General features: G+C 71.0%; 22 protein-coding genes. 10 read left to right on the top strand and 12 right to left on the bottom strand.

Going from position 1 to position 23,210, the window contains the following annotated elements:
- Positions 1 to 248 precede the first annotated feature (248 nt).
- Together ACMGFE_RS12705 and ACMGFE_RS12700 are read left to right on the top strand one after the other, a co-directional pair.
- A complete protein-coding gene (locus ACMGFE_RS12705) occupies positions 249 to 413 on the top strand; it encodes a hypothetical protein (RefSeq protein ID WP_274322200.1) in 165 nt (54 codons plus the stop codon).
- 95 nt (positions 414 to 508) lie between these two features.
- On the top strand, positions 509 to 1,423 hold the full coding sequence (locus ACMGFE_RS12700) for a DMT family transporter (protein ID WP_436925567.1): 915 nt from the start codon (positions 509 to 511) through the stop codon (positions 1,421 to 1,423).
- Positions 1,424 to 1,479: 56 nt separating this feature from the next.
- Here ACMGFE_RS12700 and ACMGFE_RS12695 read toward each other — a convergent pair whose 3' ends face one another.
- Together ACMGFE_RS12695 and ACMGFE_RS12690 are read right to left on the bottom strand one after the other, a co-directional pair.
- Complete coding sequence (locus ACMGFE_RS12695) at positions 1,480 to 2,529, bottom strand: AAA family ATPase (RefSeq protein ID WP_436925566.1); 1,050 nt, start codon at positions 2,527 to 2,529, stop codon at positions 1,480 to 1,482.
- A gap of 71 nt (positions 2,530 to 2,600) precedes the next feature.
- On the bottom strand, positions 2,601 to 4,262 hold the full coding sequence (locus ACMGFE_RS12690) for a sulfatase family protein (RefSeq protein ID WP_436925565.1): 1,662 nt from the start codon (positions 4,260 to 4,262) through the stop codon (positions 2,601 to 2,603).
- A 119-nt stretch (positions 4,263 to 4,381) separates the two neighbouring features.
- Here ACMGFE_RS12690 and ACMGFE_RS12685 point away from each other — a divergent pair, with 119 nt between their 5' ends.
- Together ACMGFE_RS12685 and ACMGFE_RS12680 are read left to right on the top strand one after the other, a co-directional pair.
- A complete protein-coding gene (locus ACMGFE_RS12685) occupies positions 4,382 to 6,004 on the top strand; it encodes a hypothetical protein (protein WP_436925564.1) in 1,623 nt (540 codons plus the stop codon).
- Positions 6,005 to 6,122: 118 nt separating this feature from the next.
- Complete coding sequence (locus ACMGFE_RS12680; protein ID WP_436925563.1) at positions 6,123 to 7,607, top strand: aryl-sulfate sulfotransferase; 1,485 nt, start codon at positions 6,123 to 6,125, stop codon at positions 7,605 to 7,607.
- Positions 7,608 to 7,655: 48 nt separating this feature from the next.
- Here the strand turns inward: ACMGFE_RS12680 and ACMGFE_RS12675 are convergent, their stop codons facing one another.
- Entirely contained in the window at positions 7,656 to 7,799 is a 144-nt protein-coding gene (locus ACMGFE_RS12675) for a hypothetical protein (protein ID WP_436925562.1), read from the bottom strand.
- 84 nt (positions 7,800 to 7,883) lie between these two features.
- Complete coding sequence (locus ACMGFE_RS12670) at positions 7,884 to 8,564, bottom strand: class I SAM-dependent methyltransferase (protein WP_436925561.1); 681 nt, start codon at positions 8,562 to 8,564, stop codon at positions 7,884 to 7,886.
- Between the two features lie 183 nt (positions 8,565 to 8,747).
- On the opposite strand from ACMGFE_RS12670, the gene ACMGFE_RS12665 reads away from it, so the two are divergent.
- Positions 8,748 to 8,954 carry a hypothetical protein gene (locus ACMGFE_RS12665; RefSeq protein ID WP_436925560.1) on the top strand — a complete coding sequence of 69 codons (207 nt, stop codon included), beginning with the start codon at positions 8,748 to 8,750 and terminating at the stop codon, positions 8,952 to 8,954.
- 66 nt (positions 8,955 to 9,020) lie between these two features.
- Here ACMGFE_RS12665 and ACMGFE_RS12660 read toward each other — a convergent pair whose 3' ends face one another.
- From ACMGFE_RS12660 to ACMGFE_RS12640, 5 genes are all read right to left on the bottom strand, one after another.
- On the bottom strand, positions 9,021 to 10,166 hold the full coding sequence (locus ACMGFE_RS12660) for a DUF7350 domain-containing protein (protein WP_436925559.1): 1,146 nt from the start codon (positions 10,164 to 10,166) through the stop codon (positions 9,021 to 9,023).
- Between the two features lie 110 nt (positions 10,167 to 10,276).
- Positions 10,277 to 11,587 carry a DUF7405 family protein gene (locus tag ACMGFE_RS12655; RefSeq protein ID WP_436925558.1) on the bottom strand — a complete coding sequence of 437 codons (1,311 nt, stop codon included), beginning with the start codon at positions 11,585 to 11,587 and terminating at the stop codon, positions 10,277 to 10,279.
- Positions 11,588 to 11,705: 118 nt separating this feature from the next.
- Positions 11,706 to 12,215, bottom strand: coding sequence for a winged helix-turn-helix transcriptional regulator (locus tag ACMGFE_RS12650; protein ID WP_436925557.1), 510 nt, complete (start codon positions 12,213 to 12,215; stop codon positions 11,706 to 11,708).
- The gene (locus tag ACMGFE_RS12645) at positions 12,212 to 12,550 is read right to left on the bottom strand and encodes a DUF7471 family protein (RefSeq protein WP_436925556.1); all 339 of its coding nucleotides are present in this window, start codon (positions 12,548 to 12,550) and stop codon (positions 12,212 to 12,214) included. Before ACMGFE_RS12645 ends, ACMGFE_RS12650 begins: the two co-directional genes overlap by 4 nt.
- A gap of 108 nt (positions 12,551 to 12,658) precedes the next feature.
- Positions 12,659 to 13,510 (bottom strand): ZIP family metal transporter, encoded by an 852-nt coding sequence (locus tag ACMGFE_RS12640; protein WP_436925555.1) that lies wholly within the window; start codon positions 13,508 to 13,510, stop codon positions 12,659 to 12,661.
- Positions 13,511 to 13,620: 110 nt separating this feature from the next.
- On the opposite strand from ACMGFE_RS12640, the gene ACMGFE_RS12635 reads away from it, so the two are divergent.
- Both ACMGFE_RS12635 and ACMGFE_RS12630 read left to right on the top strand, forming a co-directional pair.
- Positions 13,621 to 14,277, top strand: coding sequence for a rubrerythrin family protein (locus tag ACMGFE_RS12635; protein ID WP_436925554.1), 657 nt, complete (start codon positions 13,621 to 13,623; stop codon positions 14,275 to 14,277).
- Between the two features lie 140 nt (positions 14,278 to 14,417).
- On the top strand, positions 14,418 to 15,722 hold the full coding sequence (locus ACMGFE_RS12630) for a glycosyltransferase (protein WP_436925553.1): 1,305 nt from the start codon (positions 14,418 to 14,420) through the stop codon (positions 15,720 to 15,722).
- 31 nt (positions 15,723 to 15,753) lie between these two features.
- Here the strand turns inward: ACMGFE_RS12630 and ACMGFE_RS12625 are convergent, their stop codons facing one another.
- The 3 genes from ACMGFE_RS12625 to ACMGFE_RS12615 form a co-directional block, all read right to left on the bottom strand.
- Complete coding sequence (locus ACMGFE_RS12625; RefSeq protein WP_436925552.1) at positions 15,754 to 18,093, bottom strand: xanthine dehydrogenase family protein molybdopterin-binding subunit; 2,340 nt, start codon at positions 18,091 to 18,093, stop codon at positions 15,754 to 15,756.
- Positions 18,094 to 18,155: 62 nt separating this feature from the next.
- Entirely contained in the window at positions 18,156 to 18,665 is a 510-nt protein-coding gene (locus ACMGFE_RS12620) for a 2'-5' RNA ligase family protein (protein ID WP_436925551.1), read from the bottom strand.
- Positions 18,666 to 18,766: 101 nt separating this feature from the next.
- Positions 18,767 to 18,949 (bottom strand): DUF7554 family protein, encoded by a 183-nt coding sequence (locus ACMGFE_RS12615; protein WP_436925550.1) that lies wholly within the window; start codon positions 18,947 to 18,949, stop codon positions 18,767 to 18,769.
- 231 nt (positions 18,950 to 19,180) lie between these two features.
- On the opposite strand from ACMGFE_RS12615, the gene ACMGFE_RS12610 reads away from it, so the two are divergent.
- The 3 genes from ACMGFE_RS12610 to ACMGFE_RS12600 all read left to right on the top strand — a co-directional run bounded on the left by ACMGFE_RS12610 (position 19,181) and on the right by ACMGFE_RS12600 (position 23,209).
- Entirely contained in the window at positions 19,181 to 20,329 is a 1,149-nt protein-coding gene (locus ACMGFE_RS12610; protein ID WP_436925549.1) for a helix-turn-helix transcriptional regulator, read from the top strand.
- Between the two features lie 154 nt (positions 20,330 to 20,483).
- Complete coding sequence (locus tag ACMGFE_RS12605; RefSeq protein ID WP_436925548.1) at positions 20,484 to 21,554, top strand: collagen-like domain-containing protein; 1,071 nt, start codon at positions 20,484 to 20,486, stop codon at positions 21,552 to 21,554.
- Positions 21,555 to 21,949: 395 nt separating this feature from the next.
- On the top strand, positions 21,950 to 23,209 hold the full coding sequence (locus ACMGFE_RS12600; protein WP_436925547.1) for an argininosuccinate synthase: 1,260 nt from the start codon (positions 21,950 to 21,952) through the stop codon (positions 23,207 to 23,209).
- Position 23,210 lies beyond the last annotated feature (1 nt).

Raw genomic sequence — 23,210 nt, 5'->3', positions numbered from 1 at the left:
CCGCGAGGCAAGCCCACTTTTTGCTGAGAGGGTTTCCTCGCGGCCCTGCGGGCCGCTGCGGTGAACCCCCTCAGCAAAAACTTGGGGAAAAACCGGAACCTCGCTCCGCTCGGTTCCGGTTAATTGCGCGCCAGAGGCGCGCGAATGCCTACCCGTCGACCGCCGTACCGCTTCCGCAATTCGCCGACGGCTTCCGCACCCCGATTCGGCCCCGATACTTTTTGCGCGCTCGCCGCGTTCGCTCACGTATGTCTCCCGCCAGTTACACCTGTCAGTGCGGGGCGACGCTGCGGTACAAACAGGACCTCGTCAAGGAGCAGGGCGACGTCTACCCGACCTGGAAGTGCCGCGAGTGCCTCTCGGAGGTCCCGAGCGTCAGAGCCGAACAGATCAAACACCAGCACCCCTCGTAGGTCGTGCGGTGACTGCCGTAAGCCGCGACCAACGCCCGTCGGACTCGGTGGTATCTCCCCGTTACTTAACAGTGCGTGAGAACTGGTCGGGCGGTATGTCCCGGTCGCGAACGCTGGCGCTGTTCACCGTCGTCACGGTGGTCTACGGGACCGCGTTCCCGGCGGTCAAGACCGGGCTCGAATTCCTCCCGCCGCTCCTGTTCGTCGCGATTCGGAACTACCTCGCGGCGGTGCTCCTGCTGGGGTACGTCGGTCTCACCGCGGAGTATCGGACCCCGCGGACCCGGGGGGACTGGGCGGCCGTGCTGACCGGGGGCGCGTTCCTGATGGGCGGGATCGGGTTCGGATTCGTCGGCCAGCAGTTCATCGCGAGCGGCGTGGCCGCCATCATCTTCAGTCTCTCGCCGATCGTCACCGGCCTGCTCGCCTGGCCGCTCCTCCCAGAGGAGCGACTCGCCGGTCGTGACTACCTCGGGGTGCTCCTCGGGTTCCTCGGCGTCGCGATCATCGTCCGGCCCGACCCGTCGGCGCTCGTCGACCCGGCCGTCGTCGGCAAGCTACTGGTGTTCGTCGGCGTCAGCGTCGTCGCCCTCGGAACGGTCCTCGTCAGGCGGAGTCGGCCCGAGATGCCGATCCCGGCACTGACCGGCTGGGCGATGGTGATCGGGGCGACGATCCAGGTCGGGTTCGCCGTCGCGATCGGCGAGTCGCTGGCAGCCGTCCGCGTGACGCCGCTGGCGATCGGGATGGTGGGCTACCTCGGCGTGTTTCCCGGTGCGATCGGGTTCGTACTGTATCTCACGCTCATGGCGGAAGTGGGTGCGCTGAAGGCGAACCTCGTGACGTACCTCACGCCAGTCGTCGCGCTCGTCGTCGGCTGGCTGTTCCTCGCCGAGCGGGTGCAACCGATGACACTGCTCGGCTTCGGCGTCATCGTCGCCGGATTCGCGTTACTCGAGAGTCGAGAGCTGGCCGGCGAACTCGCGAAGTTTCGCGGGCTCGTCCGGTGAGTCGGGCCACCACGCCGGCCCGGCACAGTCTCGGGCGCCCGGGGTGGCCCGGGTCGCTATCGACCCATCCCGAACCGCCGGTGGCGCAGTTCGGGCGTGATCTGGATGCGGTCGATCTCCTGGCCGGTGCGGTACCAGACGAACGCGGCGCGGGTGAACAGCTCGCGGCACTCGATGCGGACCTCCCGCGGGATGCCGTCGCTGCGCTCCCGGACGTCTCGGATGGCTGCCTCTGTAAACAGTTCCGACGGCTGGTCCTCGTAGGGCTCGTCGCGGAAGTACGCGAACGAGCGGGCGATGTACTCGGCGATGTCCTCGACGTCGAAGGGTTCGATCCCCTCGTAGTAGCGCAGCCGGGAGTCGAGCGTCCCGCGCAGGTCGGCGACGCGCTCTTTCCCCTCGGGCGTGCCCATCAGGAACAGGCGGACGCCCATGTCGCCCGCGACCTGCAGCGTCGAGAGGATCTCGGCGGGCAGGACCTCGATCTCGTCGACGACGAGCAGGATGGTCTTCCCGTCGGCGCGGACCTCCTCGACGAGTTCGCGGGCCGCTTCCTTGGCGTCCTCGGTCGCCCAGGGGACGCCGTCGCGGGTCTGCCAGTAGTCACGGTCCTCGATCTCGTAGCCCGCCGCCTCGGCGGTCGTCTGGATCGTCGCGTAGAGCTTGCGGGGCGTGGTCTCGCGCGGGTTGTCGAGGATGGCGACGACGAAGTCGTCGTGTTCGCCCAGGTCGCGGCGGACGATCTCGCGGAAGGCCGTCTTGCCGGTGCCGTAGTGGCTCACCAGCCCGATGTGCTGTTCCTGGAGGAGCCAGCCGGTCACCTGGTTGAGCATCTCCGTGTCGTGGCGAACGTAGAGCGGTTCGGGCATCCTGTCGGTGCCCGCCTCCTCGGTGAAGGGCAAGTCGGCGACCGTCTCCGGGTCGCCCCCCAGCGCCCGTCCGAACGAGAGCAAGCGCGTCTCGACCTCCGAGAGCTGCTCGAGGAGCACCCCCCGGTTTCGCTCCCCGTCGTCGTCGAGCGACCGTATCTTCTCGACCAGGTCGCCGACGGATTCGGTCTCCCCCGCGCGCCCGTCCGCCGTCAGCCGGTCAGTGTCGTCTGTCATGCTGTTCGTCCGATCGATCTTGGGTTTGCCGCGCGGACGGATAGCTTTTCTGACGCCGACTCCGGGAGCGCTCACTCCGAGACCGTGAACGCCCCCACCTGCGCCTCGCTCTCCTCGAAGCCGTAGCGGACGGCCTTCGCTCGGACAGTCGTCTCTCCTTCGGGCAGCTCGACCGGGCCGGTGTAGAGGGTCCACTGCGGGTCGCTGCCGTCGTCGTCGACCGGGTCCTCCGAGAACGCGTAGGCGACGGAGGCGCCCTGCGTGGCGCAGTAGAGCGAGAGCGTCGCCGGCGCTTCCAGGCTCAGTCCGTCCGTTCTGGCCTCGCGCTCGTCGTGGTCGGGCGCGTTGACGACGAACCGCGGCGCGGCGGTCTCGGGCTGTTCCTCGCCGCGGTACCGGTCGTGGACCATCTCGGCCTCGGCGGTGTCGCCGGCGTCGTCGACTCGGTCACGCCACTCGTCGAGCGCGTCGCGGAAGCGCTGGAGGGTGTCCGAATACTCCGAGTCACCCGCCAGGTTGTCGACCTCGTGAGGGTCCGCGCGGAGGTCGTACAGCTCCTCGGCGGGACGGCGGGCGTCGAACCACTGCTCTGGCCCCTCCAGTTCGTCGGCGGCCGCGCGCTCCAGGATCTGGCGCATCACCGGGTGGCGATTCCGGAAGGGGATCCACTGGCGGTACGGCGTCCCCGGGCGGTAGTGGCGGACGTACTTGAACCGGTGGTCGCGGACGGCCCTGACCATGTCGTAGGACTCGTCGTAGCGGTCGCGCGTGGCGAAGACGTACTCGCGTTCGTCGGCGTCGGGCCCGAGGAACCGCCGGCCGCCCACGTACTGCGGCACGTCGAGCCCGCAGGCGGCCATGGTCGTCGGCCCGAGGTCCATCATGCTCACGAGGCGGCCGTCGACGCCGCCGCCGTCGACTTCGCCCGGCCAGCGGACGATCAGCGGGACGTGGATCCCGCCGTCGTAGGGCCAGCGCTTGCTCCGGGGGAGCCCCTCGCCGTGGTCGCTCCAGAGCACGACGATGGTGTCCGCTGCCAGTCCGTCCGCGTCGAGCCGGTCGAGGAGGTCTCCGACCCACTGGTCCGAGCGGGCGACGTTGTCGTACTGCCGGGCGATGGCCGTGCGGGTCTCCTCCGTGTCGGGGAGGGACGGCGGGACGTCCACGGCGTCGGGGTCGGTGTCCGGGTCGGCGACCGCGCCGCCGAACTGGTCGTCCGTGCCGGGTTCGGTGGGGTCCCACTGCCCGCTCTCGTGGGTGACGCCGTTGGTGAACATGGCGAAGAACGGCTGGTCGGGGTCGCGGGCGTCGTCCCACCACCCCGCGCCGTCGCCGTGGTGGTCCCACATCGTGAACGGGGTGCCGAACTGGTAGTCGGCCTTCTCGTCGAGCGTGCAGTAGTAGCCCGCGCCGCGGAAGAACTCGGGGACGGCGGTGACGTAGTGGGGCGGCACGGCCTCGTAGGGCGTCGGGAGTTCGGGGGCGTCGTCGTTGGTGTGGGTCGTCCGCATGTGGTGGGCCCCGATGGCGTTCTGGTGACAGCCGGTCATCACCGCGGCGCGGCTGGGCGCACAGACCGGTGCGGTGGAGAAGGCGTTCGGGTAGCGCCGGCCGTCGGCCGCGAGACCGTCGACGTTGGGCGTCCGCGCGAGGTCGTCGCCGTAACACCCCAGGCGCGGCGTCGTGTCTTCCATCGCGATCCAGACGACGTTCGGCCGGTCGGCGCCAGACATACCGGATCGCCGGCTGCCGCGGCCCTAAAGGTACTTGCGGGATGTTCAGTGGCTCGGCCGGGCGACCCGCCGCCGGAGTCGCCGACAAGTACTTGGCTACCAATCCGAATTGTCCGACGATGCGACGACCCACGGTCGCGCTGGCCGCCGTCCTCGTCGTCGGCGCGGCGACGGCACTGGTTCTCACCGGCGCGGCCCCGTTCGACGACGGTCCCGCCGCCGACAGCCCCTCCACGGAATCGCCGGCCGACGCCGAACTGCCGGCGCCGAGTACCACCGCCGAGGCGGCGTCCGACACGCCGACCGCAACGCCGACCGCCGTGCCCACGGCGACGCCGAACCCGGACCGCGACGGCGACGGCCTCGACGACGCCGTCGAACGCGACGAGTACGACACCGACCCGACGGACGCCGACACGGACGGCGACGGCCTCGCGGACGGTCGGGAAGTCGAACTCGGGACCGATCCCACGGCTGCCGACTCGGACGACGACGGACTCTCCGACGCTCGCGAGGTCGAACTGGGAACGGACCCGACAGCCGCCGACACCGACGACGACGGGCTGACCGACGGCGACGAAGTGGCGACGGGCACCGATCCGGCCGCGGCCGATACCGACGACGACGGCCTGCCGGACGCCCGCGAACTCGACCTCGGCACGAACGCCACGGTGGCGGACACGGACGACGACGGCTTGCCCGACGCCGCCGAGGTCGACGGCGGGACCGACCCGACCGTCGCCGACACCGACGGCGACGGGCTCTCGGACGGCCGCGAGTTCGACCTCGGGACGAACGCAACCGTCGCCGACACCGACGGCGACGGCCTCGCGGACGGCCGGGAAGTCGGCCTCGGGCTGAACGCCACCCGCGCGGACAGCGACGGCGACGGACTGGCCGACGCCGAGGAACTCGAACGCGGGACCAACGCCACCGCGGCCGACACCGACGCCGACGGACTGGTCGACGGGCGGGAACTCGACCTCGGTGCGGATCCGCTGGCGGCCGACACCGACGACGACGGCCTGGCCGACGGTCGAGAGGCCGAACTCGGCACGAACCTGACCGTCGCCGACACCGACCGCGATTCGCTCTCGGACGGCGAAGAGGTGGCCGGCGTCACCGACGGCGGTGCGCGGATTCCCGGCGCGGACCCGCTGCGCGCGGACCTCTACGTCCAGGTCACCGTGAGCGAGAACGCCGAGGCGTTCGACGAGGGGGAACTCGACGACTTCGAGGAGGCGTGGGCGTCGATGCCCGTCGGCAACCCCGACGGCTCGACGGGGATCGACCTCCACGTCGACCAGATCGAGCGCAACGAGTCGATCACCGTCTCCGACGACCGGGACTACCTCGGCCTCGAAGGGACGTACGGCGGCGACGCGATGGGCAACCGCAGCGGCGTGTACCACAGCCTGATGCTGGTCGAGGTCGACGCCGAGTTCGCCGGTCGAGCGGCCACGCCCGGCACGTTCTCGGTCGTCGCGACGCAGTACCACACCGAGTTCGACGGGACGAGTTACCGCACGTTCGTCGCCGTCCACGAGCTCCTGCACAACGTCGCCGGCCGCCTCGACGAGGACAACCAGTGCCCCGCCGAGTTCGACGGCGAGGCCGCCGCCTACCACACGTGCGACGGCTGGCTCAGCTACGACGACCCCGGCGACTCGCAGTTCCTGCCCGAGAGCGTCGCCGCCGAACTCGAACGAGACGGCCTCCGCAAGGAACGAGACGCCGGGTGAGCAACTCGGGACGAGTCAGCGGGACCGACGGAACGGTCGAGCGCGCGGCCGCTCCGGCGGTCACCCGGCGTTCACTACCCGAAGGCTTATTCGCCGACGAGGCGGAAAACGTGCCACGATGGACGTTTCGCGCGGCAGTGCCCTGGTCCTGCTCGGCGTCGGTCTCGTCGTCGCGACGATGGTCGTCGGTGCCACGACCGCTCCCGACCGCTCGGTCGGCGGCGTCGACGCCTCGACGCCGACCACTTCGCCCTCCGCCGGGACGCCGATACCGGGCGGATCCGACGGCGCGACCCCGACGGAGACGCCCCTCCCGGAGTCGCCGCAGACGCTCGTCGGCGTCCAGGGCGGCTGGGTGACCCACGGGAGCGTCCTCGGCTACGACGGCGGGGACGTCGAGTGGCGCAACACCGCGGCGGACGGCTACTTCGAGGTCTCGATGCTCGATGACGGGCGCGTCCTCGCGGCCTTCGCCAACGAGAGTTCCGATGACTGCGGCGAGTACGGCGATTCGTGCGCCCGCACGGGGTATCGCACCCTCGACCCCGAGACCGGGGCGATCGTCGACGAGTACAGTTTCCCCGTCGGTAGCATCACGAACAGCGAGGTCCACGCGATGGACGCGACCGGGGACGGCGGCGTCGTCTACACCGACATGGAGGCCGAGCGGGTCGTCGTCGTCGAGAACGGCACCGAAGTGTGGCAGTGGAACGCGAGCGAGTTCTACGAGGCGCCCGACGACCCGACGAGCCGCGACTGGCTGCACATCAACGACGTGGACGCCATCGGCGACGGCCGCTTCCTCGTCTCCGTGCGCAACGCGAACCAGCTCGTCGTCGTCGAGCGCGGCGCGGGCGTCGTCGAGGTCATCAACGAGGACACCGGCACGAGCGACGACAACTGCCTGCGAGGGGGGAATCGTCTCGTCGACGCCGACGGCGACGGCGACGTGCGCTGTGGCGACCCGTCGGTGATCAAGGAGCAGCACAACCCGCAGTGGCTCGGCGACGGCGCCGTCCTCGTGGCCGACAGCGAGAACGACCGCGTCGTCGAGCTCCACCGGACCGACAACGGGAGCTGGGAACCGGCGTGGGTCGTCGAAGAAGCCGGCGGCATCGAACTCTTCTGGCCGCGCGACGCCGACCGCCTCCCCAACGGGAACACGCTGATCACCGACTCGCGGAACAAGCGAGTCATCGAGGTGAACCCCGACGGCGAACTCGTCTGGAGTGTCGCGACGGACGAGGCCGTCACGAGCGGGCCCGGCATCCCCTACGAGGCCGACCGCCTGCCCTTCGGCGAGTTCGCCGGCAGCTACGGCGACGAAACCGCGACCCCCGGCGGCGAGAACGGCTCCGCGACGCCGACGAAGACGCCCCTCCCGCAGATGAACGCGTCCGACTCGGTCGGCGGTGACACCGGCGGCGGGATCCCCGTCCTCACGCTCGCGGTCGCCGGCATCCAGGGGAGCGTCGCACAGGTGCCGTTCTGGTTCCGCGAGCCCCACCTCGCCGTGTCCGCCCTCGGCGTCGTCCTCGTGCTCGTCGGCGGCGTCGACCACCTGCGCTCGCGTCGGCACGCCCCGCTGAGAGGCGGTGAGTGACGCCATCGCAGCGCGCACCGGGGGCGTCCGCCGCACTTCCCCGTCCGATCACTCGGTGAGCGCCCGCCAGCAGATCCACAGCCCGGCGGCCGCGGCTATCGGGCCGACGGAGAAAGAGCGCCCGCGTCGCCGCTCTCCCTCCTCCCACCGCTCGCGGACGGCCGCTCGCTCCCACTCGGCGCCGCGTTCCATCCCGATCCAGAAGTGTGGTATACCATCACAATACAGTAGTTCCCCGACCGTTGCCGAGTAGGCACCCGTCGCAGACCCGGCGGCTCACTCGGGGACCGTGCCGACCGCGAGGTAGTACTCGTGACGGGGCTCTCGTCCCCACAGCACCGGATCCGCGAGCGCTTCGTGGTCGACCGACCGGAAGCCGCAGGATTCGAGGGTCTCGCGCATCGCCGCGGGCGGTCGCCCGTCGTACATCGGCAGGTCGTCGTGGATCGCCTCGTACTCGTCCCACGGTTCGTCGTGGTCCCAGAACCCCTCGATCAGGACGAGTCGGCCGCCCGGTTCGACGACCCGCCGCCACTCCCGGAGCGCCCCCTGGGGATCCGGGAGCGTCCACACGAGGTGACGGGCGGTGAGGAGGTCGACGGCGTCGTCGGGGACGGGGAGGCGCTCCGCGTCGCCGCGGACGAACCCGACGGGCAACCCCGCCCGCGCGGCTTTCGTCCGCGCCCGTTCGAGCATCGCGGGGGCGAAGTCGACGCCGGTGACGTCGTGACCCAGCGCCGCCAGCAACAGCGAGACGACGCCTGTTCCGCAGCCGACGTCGAGCGTCTGACGCGGTCGCTCGCCCGTCCACTCGCGGAGGACCGACAGCCACCGCTCGCGCTGGGCCTCGGTGTGGATGCCGTGCTGGCTCTCGTCGTCGAACGTCGCCGCCCGGCCGTTCCAGTGCCGTCTGACGAGGGTCTTGACGTGGCCATCGTCGCGATCCGGTCGCGTCACGGGGTCTCCACTCTCCACGTCCTACCCCCGGATTCGACAAAAGCGTACGGGCGCCGCGTCGCTCGGGCGAGAGACCCGATCGAAGGCAGTGTCGAGTCACGAGCGGCGACGGCGAGCCAGGAGCTGGTGCCAAAATGTTTTGGAAGGACTGTTATCGGGTAGGGTGGCGAGAGGAGAAACAACATGTCCGTACTCGAACGCGGCCCCCGGGACGACGGTGCCAGCGCGATCACCAGCGAGATGGTTCCCTGTCCGGACTGCGAGCACCCGACCGGAGTGCCGCTGCCCCAGGACAGCACGGTCGTCGAGGACGGCGGCGACGCAGACGGGGAGTCACCGACGTGCTGCCCGGCCTGTGACACTCACTTCGACGTCCGGTACGCGTTCTGAATCGGCTCGGAGTGCCCGATCCCGTCGCATCGATCCGAACTCCTCGCCGAGAGTCCGCGGCCGTCGCTACTCTCCGACGGTCATCGACGTCTCGGCAAAGTCGACGAACGCCGTCTCGTAGCCTTCGTGGCGCGATATCTGCGGCGGCGCGCCGACCGAGAGCGTCAGTTCGTCGCCCGACTGTACGTCGGCGACGGCGCCGTAGTGATAGCCCAGATCTGGGTCGAACGTCTGGGCGAGGTCGTCGTCGAAGACCGCGTCGCCGTCCCGGGTGACCGTCGCCGACACCGTGGTCGCGGGGATCGGATAGCGGTTGTACGGCGTCCGCATCGAGACGGCGAGGTAGGTACCTGCGCCGCCGTCGCCGTCTGTGCTGCCGTTCGTGCCCCCGGTGGCCGTTCCGTCGCTGTCCGTGCCGCCGCCGTCGCCGTCCGACTCGACGAAGCCGGCGGGCGGCGACTCGAGTCGCATCGCGGCGAAGACGGCGTCGCCGCTCGTCGTCTCGCCGAGGACCGTCCCCGGCAGGTCCTCGGTCGCGGGCGCCCGCGCAACGGGGACCATGTCCATTTCCATCGGTTCCAGGGCGGCGCGCTCGCCCTGTCTGTCCTGCAGTCGCTCGAAGAAGACCTCCTCGAGCGTCGACTGCGAAAACCCCATCGTGAACGAGGCGGTCGCGAGCTCGTCGAAGCGGTCGCGGAACGCGCCCGTCCGCCGGGCCGAGAGCGGGGGCACGGACACCTCGACGTCGTAGGTGCCGTCGCCGCCGAGTTCGAGGTTGTCGCCGGCGTGGACCCCCATGTTCTGGGAGAGCATCAGCCAGAGCGGCTTCCCGCTGGTGAACGTCTCGCCGTCCTTCGTGATCGTCGTCGTGACGGCGCCGTTCGGGACGACAGTTCCCGTCTCGGCGTCCCAGACCGTCGTCATGAGGTGGACGGTGTCGCTTCCCTGGATCTCCACCTTCTCGAAGCGGTCGCCCTCGGCGCGCCAGAAGCGGTGAGGGAAGCTGTAGGTGAGCGCCACCTTGTAGTCGCCCGCGTCGGCCATCCCGACCATCTCCATCCCCTCGACGTGGCTCGGGATGTAGACGGCGTCGGGCCGGTCCTCGACCATCGGGGGCGACCGGGCCGAGCGGGTCTGGAACAGCGACCGACACCCCGCAAGGCTCGCGGACGCGGCCGCCGCGCCCGCCGCGAGAAAGCGTCGTCTGTGCATGTCCGCTCGTAACGGCCGTACCTAAAAGCGGCTTCTGGTAGGGCTCTCGAAACGGCGGTCCCGTCGTCCGGTGATTTCGAGCGAGCCGGGGTGATTTCGAGGGGTCGAGGTCACTCGGACGGCCGCGGGGTCGGGAGCGCGCGGTGCTCGCGCGGCGGGAGCAGGTAGTTCCCGCGGCGGCGAACGGACATGTACTGGAGGATGCCGTTGTTCGCGCGCTGACGGACGGCGGTGTCCTCGGCCAGGTCGCTCCCGTTCATCGCCTCGCGCGTCCGGACGAAGTCCGCGATGCGCGCCTGCAGCGAGAGGAAGTGGAGGCCGGCCTGGCCACCGTCCGTCGAGTCGAAGTCACGCCGGAGGATGATGGGGGAGCCGTCCTCGCGGACGGTCGCGGTTTTCTGGGAGTGGCCGACGACCCCCTTCTCGCGCGCGTCGCTGTCCAGGTCCTCGGCGCAGGCTTCGACGCCGGTGTCGGTGCCGAGGTTGTCGCCGACGCCCTCGATGCGGTCCTTGTCGGCGTGGGCCGGACAGAACATCGTCGCTTCGCGCTGCTCGCGGCTGTCCTGCTCGTACCACTGGCCGAGGTTGAGGTGGATCTGCGAGACGTGCTGGGTGGTCCCGCCGGCGAACGGGCCCGACTCGATGGTCACCCGGTCCTCGCTGGCCTGGTTGCCCTCGAAGCCGGACTTGAAGCCCATGTAGAGGGGAGAGTCTTCGGAAACGGGTTCCGAGTCGGGGATCCCGTTCACGTCCTGGTTCTCCGCGGGGAGGCCCTCGCCGACGAACCCGGTCCGCCGGTTGGGGCCGTCCGCGGCGAGCGACGCTCGCTCGAAGACGCCGGAGAAGTCGGCGTCCATCTCGCGACCGTTGAGACTCGATTCGTCCCCGAGGAGCGCCTCTTCGGCGGCGAGGACGACCGAGCCGTAGTCGCTGGCGAGGTGGACCACGGCGTCGGGCTCGTCGGGAGCCGGATCCTCGAAGGGCGCGAGCGGTTCGGGCGCCGGGAGGTCGACGCTCTCGGGGAGGCCGTCGTCGAACCGTCCGAAGTAGGCGAGCGAGTAGCCGACGGTGAACAGCAGGCCGACGTCGTTCTCGTGTCGTCGCGGGTAGGACCGCTCCAGCGACTGCAGGGCGGTCTCGACGGTCTCGCGGTCGGCGTCGGAGGGCGGGCCGTCGCCGGCGTAGTCGAGGTACAGCAGGAGGTGGTGGCGCGGCTGGAGGTGGTTGCCGTGCTCGTCGGTCGAGAGGGAGGTGTTCCAGGCGTGCTGGCGGCCGGGGAGGGCGGAGAGGTCGTCTGCGCCCTGCGGGAGGTCGGGGCTCTCGCGGTCCAGACAGGCCGACAGCGCCGAGGCACCGCCGATGGCGACGGCCGCCTTGACGAACGCCCGGCGGGAGACGCCGCGGGAACGACTGGGTGGCATCGGCGGCTCTAGCGACCGGTTCGACAAGGGGGTTCTGGTCGGTGTCTCGAAAGCCGCGGGAGCGGCGACGGGTCCTGACCCCGATCGCTGGCGCGGCGACTCCCTGACGCCGCCGGCCTCACTCCGCCAGGAGCCGGTCGACCAGTCGCGTGAAGCGGTCGACCAGCCGGTCGGGGAGCGAGGGCTCGACGGTGCGGAGCAGTCGCGCCGTCTCCTCGGGCCGTTCGAGCACGAGCGTCACGCGGCCGCGTTCGTCGCGGCGCTTGGCGACGATGCCCAGGTCGGTCAGCCGGTCGAGGTGCCACTCCAGCGTGCTCCGGGCCACGTCTATCTCCTCGGCGACGTCGCCGGGGGCGCTCGGACCCTGACCGAGGAGCGTGACGACGACGTCCGCGGCCGTCTCCCGGGTCAGCGCCGCGAGCGCGCGCCGCTCGAAGTCGCCGCAGTCGGGCGGGTAGTAGTGCGTTCGGCCGTAGAGGTCGGCCGAGACGACGTCGTCGAGCCGGCGCATGTGGTACTGGACCTGTCCCGGCGCGAGGTCGAGCTGGCGGGCGAGTTCGCTGAAGTACACCCCCGGGTTCTCGGAAACGTGGGCGGCGATCCGGGCGCGCGTCTCGTTCTCTGTCATCGCGGGTCACCCGGTGCGACCGGCTCGGTCGTCCGCGCGTAGTAGATGGCGGCGAGCAGGAAAGTGGCGAGCATGGCGTCGAGGGCGTGCTCGGCGAAGTGGTGGAGGCCGGGGTCGAGGGGCCCGAACATCGCCAGTCCGGAGACGACGGTCCGGGCGACGAGCGCGCCCAGCGCGAGCACGACCAGCAGGTACGAGCGCGAGCCGCGCTGGCCGAGCGCCGCGACGCCGAGCGCGAGCAAGAGCCCGGAGCCGACGCCCGCCAGCAGGTGGACGCCGAGGAGCATCGGGTCCGGCGACGGCGGCGCGTGGGCGACCGGACGGAGCGGTGTCACACCACTGCTAGTCGCCGTCCGCACCTAAGTCGGTCGATCCGGCGAGCGCGCGGTCGCCGCACCCGCGGTCACCGCACCCGCGTTGGTCGGGCGCGGTCGTCGACGCCGTCAGGCGAGCGAGATGTCGAGGTAGAGCATGACGATGACGCCGGCGATGGTGCCGAGCGTCGCGACCCGCTCGTTGCCGCGGAGGTGAGTTTCGGGGACGATCTCGTCGCTGATGACGAACAGCATGGCGCCGGCGGCGAAGCCCATCGCGTAGGGGAGGATCGGCGCGGCAAGCGTCACCGCGAGCGCGCCCAGGAGGACGAGCGGGATTTCGACGAGCCCCGACCGGACTCCGGTGAGCGCGGCGTAGAACTTCCGGTCGAGCCCGGCGTTGACGGCGGCGACCGACACCGCCAGCCCCTCGGGGACGTTCTGGATCCCGATGGCGAGCATGAGGGCGACCGCGCTCCCGACGGACGCGTCGCCCGCGGCCGCCGACCCGAAGCCGACGCCGACGGCCAGCCCCTCGGGCATGTTGTGGAGCGTGATCGCGAGGATGAAGAGGACGACCGACGCGAATCGGTCCTCGACCACGGAGAGGTCGCCGTCGGGATCGGCCGCGTCCTCGCGGCGCTTCCCGGTCAGCAGGTAGTGGGCGTGGGGGACGAGCACGTCCGCCCGGTCGATCGCGAGCGCGCCGAGCAGGACGCCGCCGAGCACTGGGAGCGGGTTCCCGCCCGGCGTCGCTTCGATCCCGGGGAGGATGAGGCTGGTGAAACTCGCCGCGAGCATGACGCCCGCGGCGAAGCCGAGCGCGCCGTCGAGCGCCTGCTCGGAGGGGTCGCGCCAGACGAACACCAGCGAGGCCCCGAACAGGTTGAGCCCGGCGATGACGACCCCGCCGGTCAGCGCCTGCACCAGGAGCGACTGCGCGCTCAGCGCATCGACGAGCATCTCCACGACTCCCTGCATTCTGTGTCTCGGGGACGCCGGGCGGGAACATAAAGGTCGGCCGGGCCGCTCCCGGGGGGGTCGCGTGCTCCGGCCGTACATATACCTGCCTGCCGTCCCAACGACGGGTCATGAACGGCCAGGAACTCGTCGACACGGTGCGGGACGCGCGGGCGACGGAGCTCGACCGGCTCGGGTCCGACAAGTACCTGATCGCCGCGACCGACGCCGACCTGGAACGCGCGCCCGTCCTCCGCACGGTCGCAGAATCGGCGGCCAGCGGCCGCGAGACCTTCGATCGGTGGGCCGACGAGGGAGTCGGCGACGCGGCGTCGACCTTCGAGACCGCCGCCGAACGAGAGACTGATCACTTCGACCGCGTCGTCGAGTCGCTCGCAGCGCTGCCGAACGACGACGCCGACGCGGCGGCGACTATCGACGCCGACGACGAACCGCTCCACGCCTCCCTGGCCGAGACCGACGGGACCGTCGAGCGACTGGCCGCCGGGTTCGTCGGTCGCCCGCTCGTCGCCGACCGGACGCACCTCCAGGTGGTGAACTTCTTCGTCAACGAGGCCGACGAGACGCGCGCTGACCTCGCTCGGGACCTGCGGTCCGACGCGAACGAGCGGCTCCAGGAAGGGATCACCTTGCTCGACGCGACCTGCGAGACCGACAGCGACTGGGAGCGCGCCGAGCGGGGCGCCGTCCGGGTGATCGACGCCGCCTACGACGAGTACGTCGGTGCACTCGAAGCGATGGGCGTCGACCCGAAACCGGTGTGTTAGTCCAGCGGGGACCGCGGAGGTGTCCGTCCCGATTGCCACGCGACGGAATTTTCGGCGGTCGGTACCCGTGTGCCGGCGATTCTCCGGGTGACGGCCACAAAACATATGCCGGGATCGTTTGACGCTCCGGTAGTGATGCAATGCCACCGACAGTAGCCGTGGCGCACTACCCCGAGGGAGCGGGGCACGCGACGCGGATGTTGGCCGTCGCCGAAGCGATCGAGTTCGCCGGGGGCTCGGTGCGGATGGCGGGCGGAGGCGCCGGCCGGGAGTTCGTCGCGCTCAACGGGTACGACGAGTTCGAACCGACGACCGTCGACTACATCGACACCTACCAGGGCGGGTCGCTGTGGCAGGCCGCGACCCAGAGCCTGCCGGCGAGTCTCGGCCGGATCGCCGACTACCAGGCGTGGCTCTCGGCGACCGAGCCCGACGCGCTGGTCACCGACGACATGTTCGCGGCGATGGCGGCCACCCGCTGTGACGTCCCCCTGTACGTGCTGAAACACGACATGCCGGGGCTGTACGACGACGCCGTCGAGCGGGCCGGCGCCCGGTTTCACACCCTGTTCCAGCTCTCGGCCGCCCGCGAGTTCTTCTATCCGGTCGTCTGGCCGGGGTCGGCGGCGGACCCCGACCGGGCGACGCGGATCCCGCCGGTGGCACTGGACGGGGACCCGCCGGTGCGGGACGAAGCCGACGTGGTGGTCGTCCCGAGTCACTACTCGTCGCTGTCGCGCATCGCGGACCACCTCCGCCGACAGGGGTACGACGTGCTGGACGTGGCCGACGAGGACTGGGACCCGGTCGCCTCCCTGTTGCCGTACATCCGCGGGGCCGACGTCGTCGTGTGTTCCGGCTACTCGACCATCATGGACGCGGCCGTCGCGGAGACGCCCTGCGTCGTCCACCCGGCGACCGACGAGCAGGAGGCCGTGGCCGACTGGCTGGAGCGGTTCGACGTCACCGGATTCACGGTCGCGCCAGACCCGATCGACGTCCTCGACGCCGTCGCGTCGCCGCCCCCCGAACCGCAGTTCGACAACGGCGCGGAAGTCATCGCACGGCGGGTCCTGGCCGACCTGCGGAACCCCGACCCCTACGCAACGCCGAGCGCCGACGATTCGTGGACGAACACCGCGGGAACCGTCCCGCCGGCGTCCCGCCTGCGGTCGATCGCGACCGTCTCGACGCTCGCCGCGGCGTGTCTGATCACGACCACGAGCCTCCTCTCGCCGTCGCGGTGGCGCCGGAAACTGGGCGGGATCGCGAGGCGATCCGCCAGCGCCGGCCGCGCCGCCGCGGATCGTAGCCGCCGCCTGGCTGGCACCGCTGCCGACGGCGCCGCCGGAGCCATCTCGACCGCGGCCGACGGCTGTCGCCGCGCGCTCGACCGGTGTCGCCGCGTCACCGCCGACGCGAGGGTTCCCGGACTATCCCGGTGACCGGATCGGTCCTGACGACAGGACCGCGTTCTCACTCCCTCGCTTCCCGGATCGCCGACCACACCCGCTCCTCGGTCAGCGGCATGTCGACGTGGGCGATCCCCAGAGGCGCGAGCGCGTCGCAGACCGCGTTGACGACGGCCGGCGGCGCGGCGATTGTCCCCGCCTCGCCGATACCCTTCACGCCCAGATCGTTCGTGGGGCTGGGCGTCACGGTCGCTTCCGTCTGGACGTCGGGGACGTGGAACGACCGGGGGAGGGCGTAGTCGAGCATCGAGTCGGTCTGGAGGGTGCCGTCGTCGGCGTAGACGCACCCCTCGTAGCGCGCCTGGCCGATGCCCTGGGCGACGCCGCCCTCGACCTGTCCCTCGACGATGGTCGGGTTGACCCGCTCGCCGCAGTCGTCGAGCGCGACGTAACGCTCGATGTCGACTCCCCCGGTTTCGGGGTCGACGGCGACGGCGACGACGTGCGTCCCGAAGGTGTAGGCGGTCTCCGCCTGCTCGAAGAACGTCGTCGCTTCGAGGCCGGGGTCCATCCCCTCGGGGACGCCCCAGCCGTAGGCCGCCTCCGCCACGTCGGCGAAGGTACGGGTCTCGTCCGTGTGGTCGGGTGCCGAGAACTCGCCGTCGTCGTACTCGACGGCCTCGGCGGGCGCGTCGAGCAAGTTCGCGGCGAACTGTCGGGCTTTCTCCCTGACCGCGCGGGCGCTCTCGGCGACGGCGTTGCCGCCGGTGATCGTCGAGCGGCTGCCGAACGTGCCGGTTCCCGTGGGCGTGGCGTCCGAGTCGCCCTCGTTCACGTCGATGGCGTCGTAGTCGACGCCGAGAACGTCTGCGACGATCTGGGCGTAGGTGGTGCCGTGGCCCTGGCCGTGTGAGTGGGTGCCCGCGTAGACGGTGACGGTGCCGTCGGGGTGGGCGCGCACGACCCCGCTCTCCATCCCGCCGCCGGTCGACTCCACGTAGCAGGCCAGTCCGACCCCGAGGTAGCGTCCCTCGTCGTCGCGCTCCGGCCGGTCACGGAGGGCGTCCCAGCCCGCCGCCGCCAGCGCCTCGTCCAGCCCGCGTTCGTAGTCGCCGCTGTCGTAGGTCGCGCCGACGGCCGTCTCGTGGGGGAACTCGGAGATCTGGTTCTGCCGGCGTAGCTCGACGGGGTCGAAGCCGAGTTCCCGCGCGGCCGCGCCGACGAGGCGTTCGATCACGTAGCCCGCCTCCGGCCGGCCCGCGCCGCGGTAGGAGTGGATCGGCGCCGTGTTCGTGAAGACGGCGCGGGTCTCGCAGTGGATGGCCGGGATATCGTACTGGCTGGCGAGGAGCGAGCCGTACCAGCCGGGCATCGAGAGGCTGCCGCCGAGGCCGTAGCCGCCGACGTTGGCGTCGGTCTCGACGCGCAGCCCGCGAATCCGGCCGTCGTCGTCGACGGCGAGTTCGGCCCGCGTCCGGTGGTCGCGGCCGTGGGCGCCGGCGAGGTAGTTCTCGCTCCGGGTCGCCGTCCACTTCACCGGCCTGTCGAGGTCCATCGCGGCGACGGCGGCCGCGGCCTCGCCGGGGTGGTGGTGGCCCTTGTGGCCGAAGCCGCCGCCCACGGAGGGCGCGACGACGCGGATGTCGCTCTCGGGGAGACCGAGCGTGGTCGAGAGCTTCCCGCGGTGGCCGTGGGGCGACTGGCTCGTCAGCTCGACGGTCAGGCGCTCGTCGCCGGCGTCCCAGCGGGCGACGGCCGCCCGCGGCTCCAGGGCGTTCGGGATGAGCCGGTTGTTCGTCAGGTCCACTTCGACGACGTGGTCGGCCGCGGCGACGGCCTCGTCGGTCGCGTCGGCGTCGCCCAGTTCCGACGTGGCGGCGACGTTGTCCGGCGCGTCGTCGTAGACGGTCGGCGCGTCGGCCTCCTGAGCATCGCGCTGGTCGACGACAGCCGGGAGCGGGTCGTAGTCGATCTCGACCGCGTCGGCGGCGTCGCGGGCGCGGTAGCGGTCCTCGGCGACGATGGCCGCGATCGGCTGGCCCTGGTAGCGGACGCGGTCGCGAGCGAGTATCGGGTGACCCGGCGGGTCGCAGTCGATGCCGTGCATCGAGATGGGGAGCACGCCCGGAACGGCAGAGGCGGCGACGTCCTCCCAGGTGTAGACAGCGAGGACGCCGTCCATCGACTCCGCGGCGGTCGCGTCGACGGACTCGATCGCGGCGTGGGCCTCCTCGCTCCGGGCGAAGGTGAGGTACGTCAGGTCCGCCGCGTCGACGTCGTCGGTGAAGGTGGCGTCGCCGGTGAGCAGGGCGGCGTCCTCTCGGCGGGCGACGCCCTCGCCGACGAGTTCGCTGGAATCGTCCGTTCCGCCGTCGGGCGGACCCGCGGGCGCGTCGTCGGTCATGGATCGCACATCTGCCGACAGCGGCTAAACTGTTGTCCCGGCAGCGAGCCCACTGTGGGGAGTCAGGCCGGCAAGGAGACGGAACTGACGGACTGGCCGTGCTCGGCGTCCCAGAACTCCAGGCGCTCGACGACCCACTCGACGGGGTCGAACGGCGCGTCGCGCAGGTCGGCGGCGCGCTCGACGGAGCCGCCACGGGCGACGGTGACGTGGGGGACGTACTCATCGTCCTCGATCTCGTCGACGGGGTCGAACACCTCGCAGAGCCGCCGGTGGAGGGCTTCGAGGCCGGGGCTCTCGACGCTGAGGTAGACGACGGGGCCCTCGCCTCTCGGCACGTCGGTGAAGACGTCGACGCCGTCGACGCGGACCTCGAAGGGGGGCTCGCCGGCGAGGGCCTCGCGGGCGCGGGCTTCGATCTCGTGGTAGGTGGCGGCGTCGCCGGTACCGAGGCGCTTGCAGACGAGGGTGTGCTCGCCGCGTCGACGGACCTCGGCGGTGCCGAGGCGCGTTCCCAGGTCGCCAGCGAGCGCGCCGACCGTCCCGGGGACGGGGACGTTGAGACTGTACACGCGCTCACTGAGGGGGCTTTCGCCGAAAAGACCGTCGAACGGCGTCCCGGAGTCGACAGCCGAGCGGGGACCGGCTGCTCGCCGGGGTCGCGCCGGCCGGCTCAGATCCGGTCGAGCAGCCAGAGGACGATCAGGACGACGATGATCAGCCCGAACACCGATTTTAGCGGGCCGAAGACGATCGACAGCGCAGCGTCGAGTATCTCGATGGCGATCCAGACGACCACGAGGACGAGTACGATCTTCAGCAGGGTCTCGACGTCGAGGTCTGCCCGTGTATCCATGGGCGAGCGCTCGACGGCCACTCGCAAAGGCGTTCCGGCCGGGCGCGAGGCGCCAGGCGGCGGCGCGGCCTGACGTGTGACCGCCTGCGCCGCGGTCGGCCGTTGGGTCACGTGTGCCGCGGTCGGCCGTGGGACTGTGGGAGCACAGAGCAAATGCTGTACCGTGGGATCACGGCGCACGCGGCGGCCACTACCCAAAGCATATCGCCGTTCGGACTAACCCCAGTGACGATGCAAGGCACGACGCGTCGGGTCGCCGTGTCGGTCGCGGTCGCGCTGGTCTGTCTCTCGGTCGTCGGGCCGGCGCTCGGGGCCGCGGGGCAGGCCCACTCGGGGGGACAGCCGTCGATCGATGGAGGGGGAGCCATCGCGAACGCTCAGGCGCCGCCGGGCTTCCAGTCGGCGGTCGACCCTGACGCGGTCGTGTTGCGGGCGGCGGTCCGCGACGACGGGACCGCCGCGTGGACCGTCGCGTTCCGGGTCCGCCTCGACGACGAGAACGCGACCGCCGCCTTCGAATCGGTCCAGGACGACGTGGAGGCCAACGAGACGGCCTTCACCGAGCAGTTCGCGACCGGGATGAAGCGGACTGTCGCGAGCGCCGAAGACCGGACCGGCCGCGAGATGGCCCTGGAGAACGTCACCGTCACTGCGAGCAAAGAGCGCCTCCCCCAGGAGTACGGCGTCCTTACCTACCGGTTCACGTGGACGAACTTCGCCGCGGCCGACGGCGACCGACTCCGGATCGGCGACTCCCTGTCGGGCTTTTTCCTCGACAGCGAGTCCTCGCTCGTGCTCGCGTGGCCGACGGGCTACGAGCGCCAGTCGGTGACGCCCGACCCGGACGCGACGGGCAACGGGTCGGTCACGTGGCGCGGCCCGGCGGAGTTCGGGCCGAACGAGCCGCGCGTCGTCGTCGCGCCCGGCGGTGGGAGCGGCCTCCCGACCACGCTGCTCGCGGGTATCGCCGTCCTCGTCGTCGCGGTGGCAGGGGCCGGCTGGCTCTACCGCTCGCGCGGCGGTGGCACAGACGCTCCCGGAGAGTCGGGGGCTGCGACCGAAAGCGCGGCCGAGGGCGCAGCTACCCGTGGCGCGGCCGACGACGACGCGACGGGGCCAGTCGACGCCGACGGGACGGGCGGCGCTGCCCAGGTGGACGACGGACCGCCCGAGGAACTGCTGAGTAACGAGGAGCGCGTGATCCGCTTGCTCGAAGACAACGGCGGCCGGATCAAACAGCAGCAGATCGCCGGCGAGTTCGACTGGACCGACGCCAAGACGAGCCAGGTCGTCGGCTCCCTCCGCGACGAGGACGCCGTCGAGACGTTCCGCATCGGTCGCGAGAACGTCGTCGCGCTCCCCGAAGAGAGCGACTTGTAGCTTTCGGTCGTTTATCCGACTCTCCGTCCGTTTTCCGTCGCGTACCGCCACATAGCGGGCCGATCGACCCCGATCGAAAACCGGCTTAATCGTGATTGAATGGGGTTGTGGATTGGGGGTTTATATGGGGTGGCAGGGCCAAGGAGGGGACGAGATGGTCGAAGCATCACCCGTCGTCGCGGCGCTGCTCGTCGTACTGGGCGCCGTCGGGGCGGTCCCGGTCGCCGCGCTGACGGACGCCGGCGTCGGGGCGCAACAGACCGCGGAGGACGGGACGGCGACGAACGAGACGGCGGCGAACGAGTCGCTGGCGCCGGGCGAGCGGTTCGCCGGGGTCCTGGGCGTCGAACAGGCCGAGATTTCGGGCGAGGTCGAGGCGCGGGCGTTCGGCCAGCGAGTGGCCGCCGCGCGGTCGAACGCGTCGGCCGCCGGCGTGGTCGCCGCGGAAGTCGACGACCTGGACGAGCGCCTGGCCGAACTCGACGCGCGAATGGACGAACTGGAGCGGGCGCACGAGAACGGCACGCTGAGCGAGGGCCAGTACCGCGCTCGCCTCGCGAAGCTCCACGCCGAACAGCGCGTCCTCCAGCGACAGATCAACCAGACCGAATCCGTCGCCCGCGAACTCCCCGCGGCGGCGCTCGAAGCCAAAGGCGTCAACGCGACGGCGATCGCGACGCTGCGGTCGCAGGCCGGCGAACTGAGCGGACCCGAGGTCGCCGCCATCGCACGGAGCATCGCCGGGAAGAACGCCGGCAAGGGCATGGGCGGTCCGCCCGACAGCGCCGGACCGCCGGCGTTCGTCGAGAATCGGACCGACGGGCCGGGCGCGTCCGGTAACGGCAACGCCGGCGGGCAGGGGAACGGCGGCCCGCCCGAGGACGCTGGGCCCGGGAACGAGACAGGGCCGCCCGAGGACGCAGGCGCCGGCAACCAGAGCGGTCCGCCAGGAAACGCCGATGCCGGCAACGAGACCCGTGTGTCCGATAACGGGGGTCCGAGGAACGAAACCGGACAGGCCAGCGACGACGGTCCGGTGAACGAGACCGGGCAGGCCAACGACGATGGTCCGGCGAACGAGACCGGGCAGGCCGGTAACGGCGGCGGCGACGGAACCGCAGACGACGGGACCGGCGGTGCGAACGACGACGCCGGAGAGTCAGAGAACGACGGCGGTGACGCCGACGAGGGGACGATCCGGTCGCTCGCCGCGCCGGACAGGTAGCGACGCGGCGCCGAGCGGGACCGAACGCGGTCCGCCGAGAGCGGGCACGGATCTGCGGCCGCAGATTTTGCCGCCGACGCGGATCGATTCCGGGCCGCACCCGTCCGCTCGCCGGCGGTTCGGAACCTTTTAGTACGGAACTGCTGGTAGTAGCAGGTACATGGCTACGACCCGCGCTCCCGGCACGCAGGCCGTTTCGAGCCGCGGGTCCGCCGACCGACTTTTCGCGCGTCGGAGCGCGGCGCCGACCGGCGTCGACGCCCGACGACCGCGGCGACGACGACCGGGCCGTTAGGCCCGAAACTACCTCTCCCATCGTCGCCACGTCTCGTTTCCAACTTCCGCCACCGTCGGGTTCCGGGCGGACATCTCACCCGACAGTCACCACACAACACATGACATCCGACCCATCCGGCACGGTCGCGCTCGCCTTCTCCGGCGGGCTCGACACCACAGTCTGCGTCCCGCTCATCAAGGAAGAGTACGGCTACGACGACGTCATCGGCGTCACCGTCGACGTCGGCCAGCCCGAGAAGGAGTTCGACGAGGCCGCCGAGACCGCCGACGCGCTCGGCCTCGAACACTTCGTCGTCGACGCCAAGGAGGAGTTCGCCGACCTCTGTCTCCAGTCCGTCAAGGCCAACGGCACCTACCAGGGCTACCCGCTGGGCACCGCGCTCGCGCGCCCGGTCATCGCCAACGCCATCCTGGAAGTCGCCGAGGAACAGGGCTGTAGCGCCCTCGCCCACGGCTGTACCGGCAAGGGCAACGACCAGCTCCGCTTCGAGGCCGTCTGGCGCGCCTCGGACATGGACGTGCTCGCGCCCGTCCGCGAACTCGGTCTCACCCGCGAGTGGGAGAGCGAGTACGCCGAAGAGAAGGGCCTGCCCGTCGAGGGCGGCGACGGCGGCCGCTGGAGCATCGACACGAACCTCTGGAGCCGCTCGGTCGAAGGTTCCGAACTCGAAGACCCCGCCCACGTCCCCGGCGAGGAGATCTACGACTGGACGCAGGCGCCCGGGAACGCCGAGACCGAGACGCTCGAACTCACCTTCGAGCAGGGCGACGTCGTCGCGCTGGACGGCGAGTCCCTCGACGCGGTCAGCCTCATCGAGGAACTCAACGAGCGCGCCGGTGCGCACGGCATCGGCCGCTCGGACATCATGGAGGACCGCATGCTCGGCCTGAAGGTCCGCGAGAACTACGAGCACCCCGCGGCGACGGTGCTGCTGAACGCCCACGAGGCCCTGGAGAGCCTGGTCCTCACGCAGGAAGAGCGCGCGTTCAAACAGCAGGTCGACCAGCGCTGGGCCCAGAAGGGCTACGAGGGTCTCGTCGACGCGCCGCTGACGAAGGCGCTCGAAGGCTTCATCGAGCAGACCCAGACGAAGGTCTCTGGTACTGTGACCGTCAAACTCGACGGCGGGCAGGCCCGTCCGGTGGGCCGCGACAGCGAGTACGCCGTCTACAGCGAGTCGGCGGCCTCGTTCAACGAGGAAGCGGTCACCGACGACATCGAACAGGACGACGCCACGGGCGTCGCGAAGTACCACGGCTTCCAGTCGCGCCTGGCCAACCGCGTCGCGGCGAACGTCGCGGCCAAGCAGGCCGAGGCGGCGACGGACGGTGGCGAGACCACCGACTCCGACGAATAAG

The sequence above is a fragment of the Halosimplex amylolyticum genome, from assembly GCF_051414035.1.
Classification (GTDB): domain Archaea; phylum Halobacteriota; class Halobacteria; order Halobacteriales; family Haloarculaceae; genus Halosimplex; species Halosimplex amylolyticum.
Note: the sequence above shows the minus strand (reverse complement) of the source record. Positions and strands in the feature narration are given on the sequence as shown.

What these genes read in the sequence shown, in the direction of transcription:
- ACMGFE_RS12610 (WP_436925549.1), top strand. Translation starts at nt 19,181, where the DNA reads ATGCAAGGCACGACGCGTCGGGTCGCCGTGTCGGTCGCGGTCGCGCTG.
- ACMGFE_RS12635 (WP_436925554.1), top strand. Translation starts at nt 13,621, where the DNA reads ATGAACGGCCAGGAACTCGTCGACACGGTGCGGGACGCGCGGGCGACG.
- ACMGFE_RS12600 (WP_436925547.1), top strand. Translation starts at nt 21,950, where the DNA reads ATGACATCCGACCCATCCGGCACGGTCGCGCTCGCCTTCTCCGGCGGG.
- ACMGFE_RS12615 (WP_436925550.1), bottom strand. Translation starts at nt 18,949, where the DNA reads ATGGATACACGGGCAGACCTCGACGTCGAGACCCTGCTGAAGATCGTA.
- ACMGFE_RS12705 (WP_274322200.1), top strand. Translation starts at nt 249, where the DNA reads ATGTCTCCCGCCAGTTACACCTGTCAGTGCGGGGCGACGCTGCGGTAC.
- ACMGFE_RS12605 (WP_436925548.1), top strand. Translation starts at nt 20,484, where the DNA reads ATGGTCGAAGCATCACCCGTCGTCGCGGCGCTGCTCGTCGTACTGGGC.
- ACMGFE_RS12680 (WP_436925563.1), top strand. Translation starts at nt 6,123, where the DNA reads ATGGACGTTTCGCGCGGCAGTGCCCTGGTCCTGCTCGGCGTCGGTCTC.
- ACMGFE_RS12690 (WP_436925565.1), bottom strand. Translation starts at nt 4,262, where the DNA reads ATGTCTGGCGCCGACCGGCCGAACGTCGTCTGGATCGCGATGGAAGAC.
- ACMGFE_RS12625 (WP_436925552.1), bottom strand. Translation starts at nt 18,093, where the DNA reads ATGACCGACGACGCGCCCGCGGGTCCGCCCGACGGCGGAACGGACGAT.
- ACMGFE_RS12700 (WP_436925567.1), top strand. Translation starts at nt 509, where the DNA reads ATGTCCCGGTCGCGAACGCTGGCGCTGTTCACCGTCGTCACGGTGGTC.
- ACMGFE_RS12640 (WP_436925555.1), bottom strand. Translation starts at nt 13,510, where the DNA reads ATGCAGGGAGTCGTGGAGATGCTCGTCGATGCGCTGAGCGCGCAGTCG.
- ACMGFE_RS12685 (WP_436925564.1), top strand. Translation starts at nt 4,382, where the DNA reads ATGCGACGACCCACGGTCGCGCTGGCCGCCGTCCTCGTCGTCGGCGCG.
- ACMGFE_RS12675 (WP_436925562.1), bottom strand. Translation starts at nt 7,799, where the DNA reads ATGGAACGCGGCGCCGAGTGGGAGCGAGCGGCCGTCCGCGAGCGGTGG.
- ACMGFE_RS12630 (WP_436925553.1), top strand. Translation starts at nt 14,418, where the DNA reads ATGCCACCGACAGTAGCCGTGGCGCACTACCCCGAGGGAGCGGGGCAC.
- ACMGFE_RS12655 (WP_436925558.1), bottom strand. Translation starts at nt 11,587, where the DNA reads ATGCCACCCAGTCGTTCCCGCGGCGTCTCCCGCCGGGCGTTCGTCAAG.
- ACMGFE_RS12650 (WP_436925557.1), bottom strand. Translation starts at nt 12,215, where the DNA reads ATGACAGAGAACGAGACGCGCGCCCGGATCGCCGCCCACGTTTCCGAG.
- ACMGFE_RS12695 (WP_436925566.1), bottom strand. Translation starts at nt 2,529, where the DNA reads ATGACAGACGACACTGACCGGCTGACGGCGGACGGGCGCGCGGGGGAG.
- ACMGFE_RS12665 (WP_436925560.1), top strand. Translation starts at nt 8,748, where the DNA reads ATGTCCGTACTCGAACGCGGCCCCCGGGACGACGGTGCCAGCGCGATC.
- ACMGFE_RS12660 (WP_436925559.1), bottom strand. Translation starts at nt 10,166, where the DNA reads ATGCACAGACGACGCTTTCTCGCGGCGGGCGCGGCGGCCGCGTCCGCG.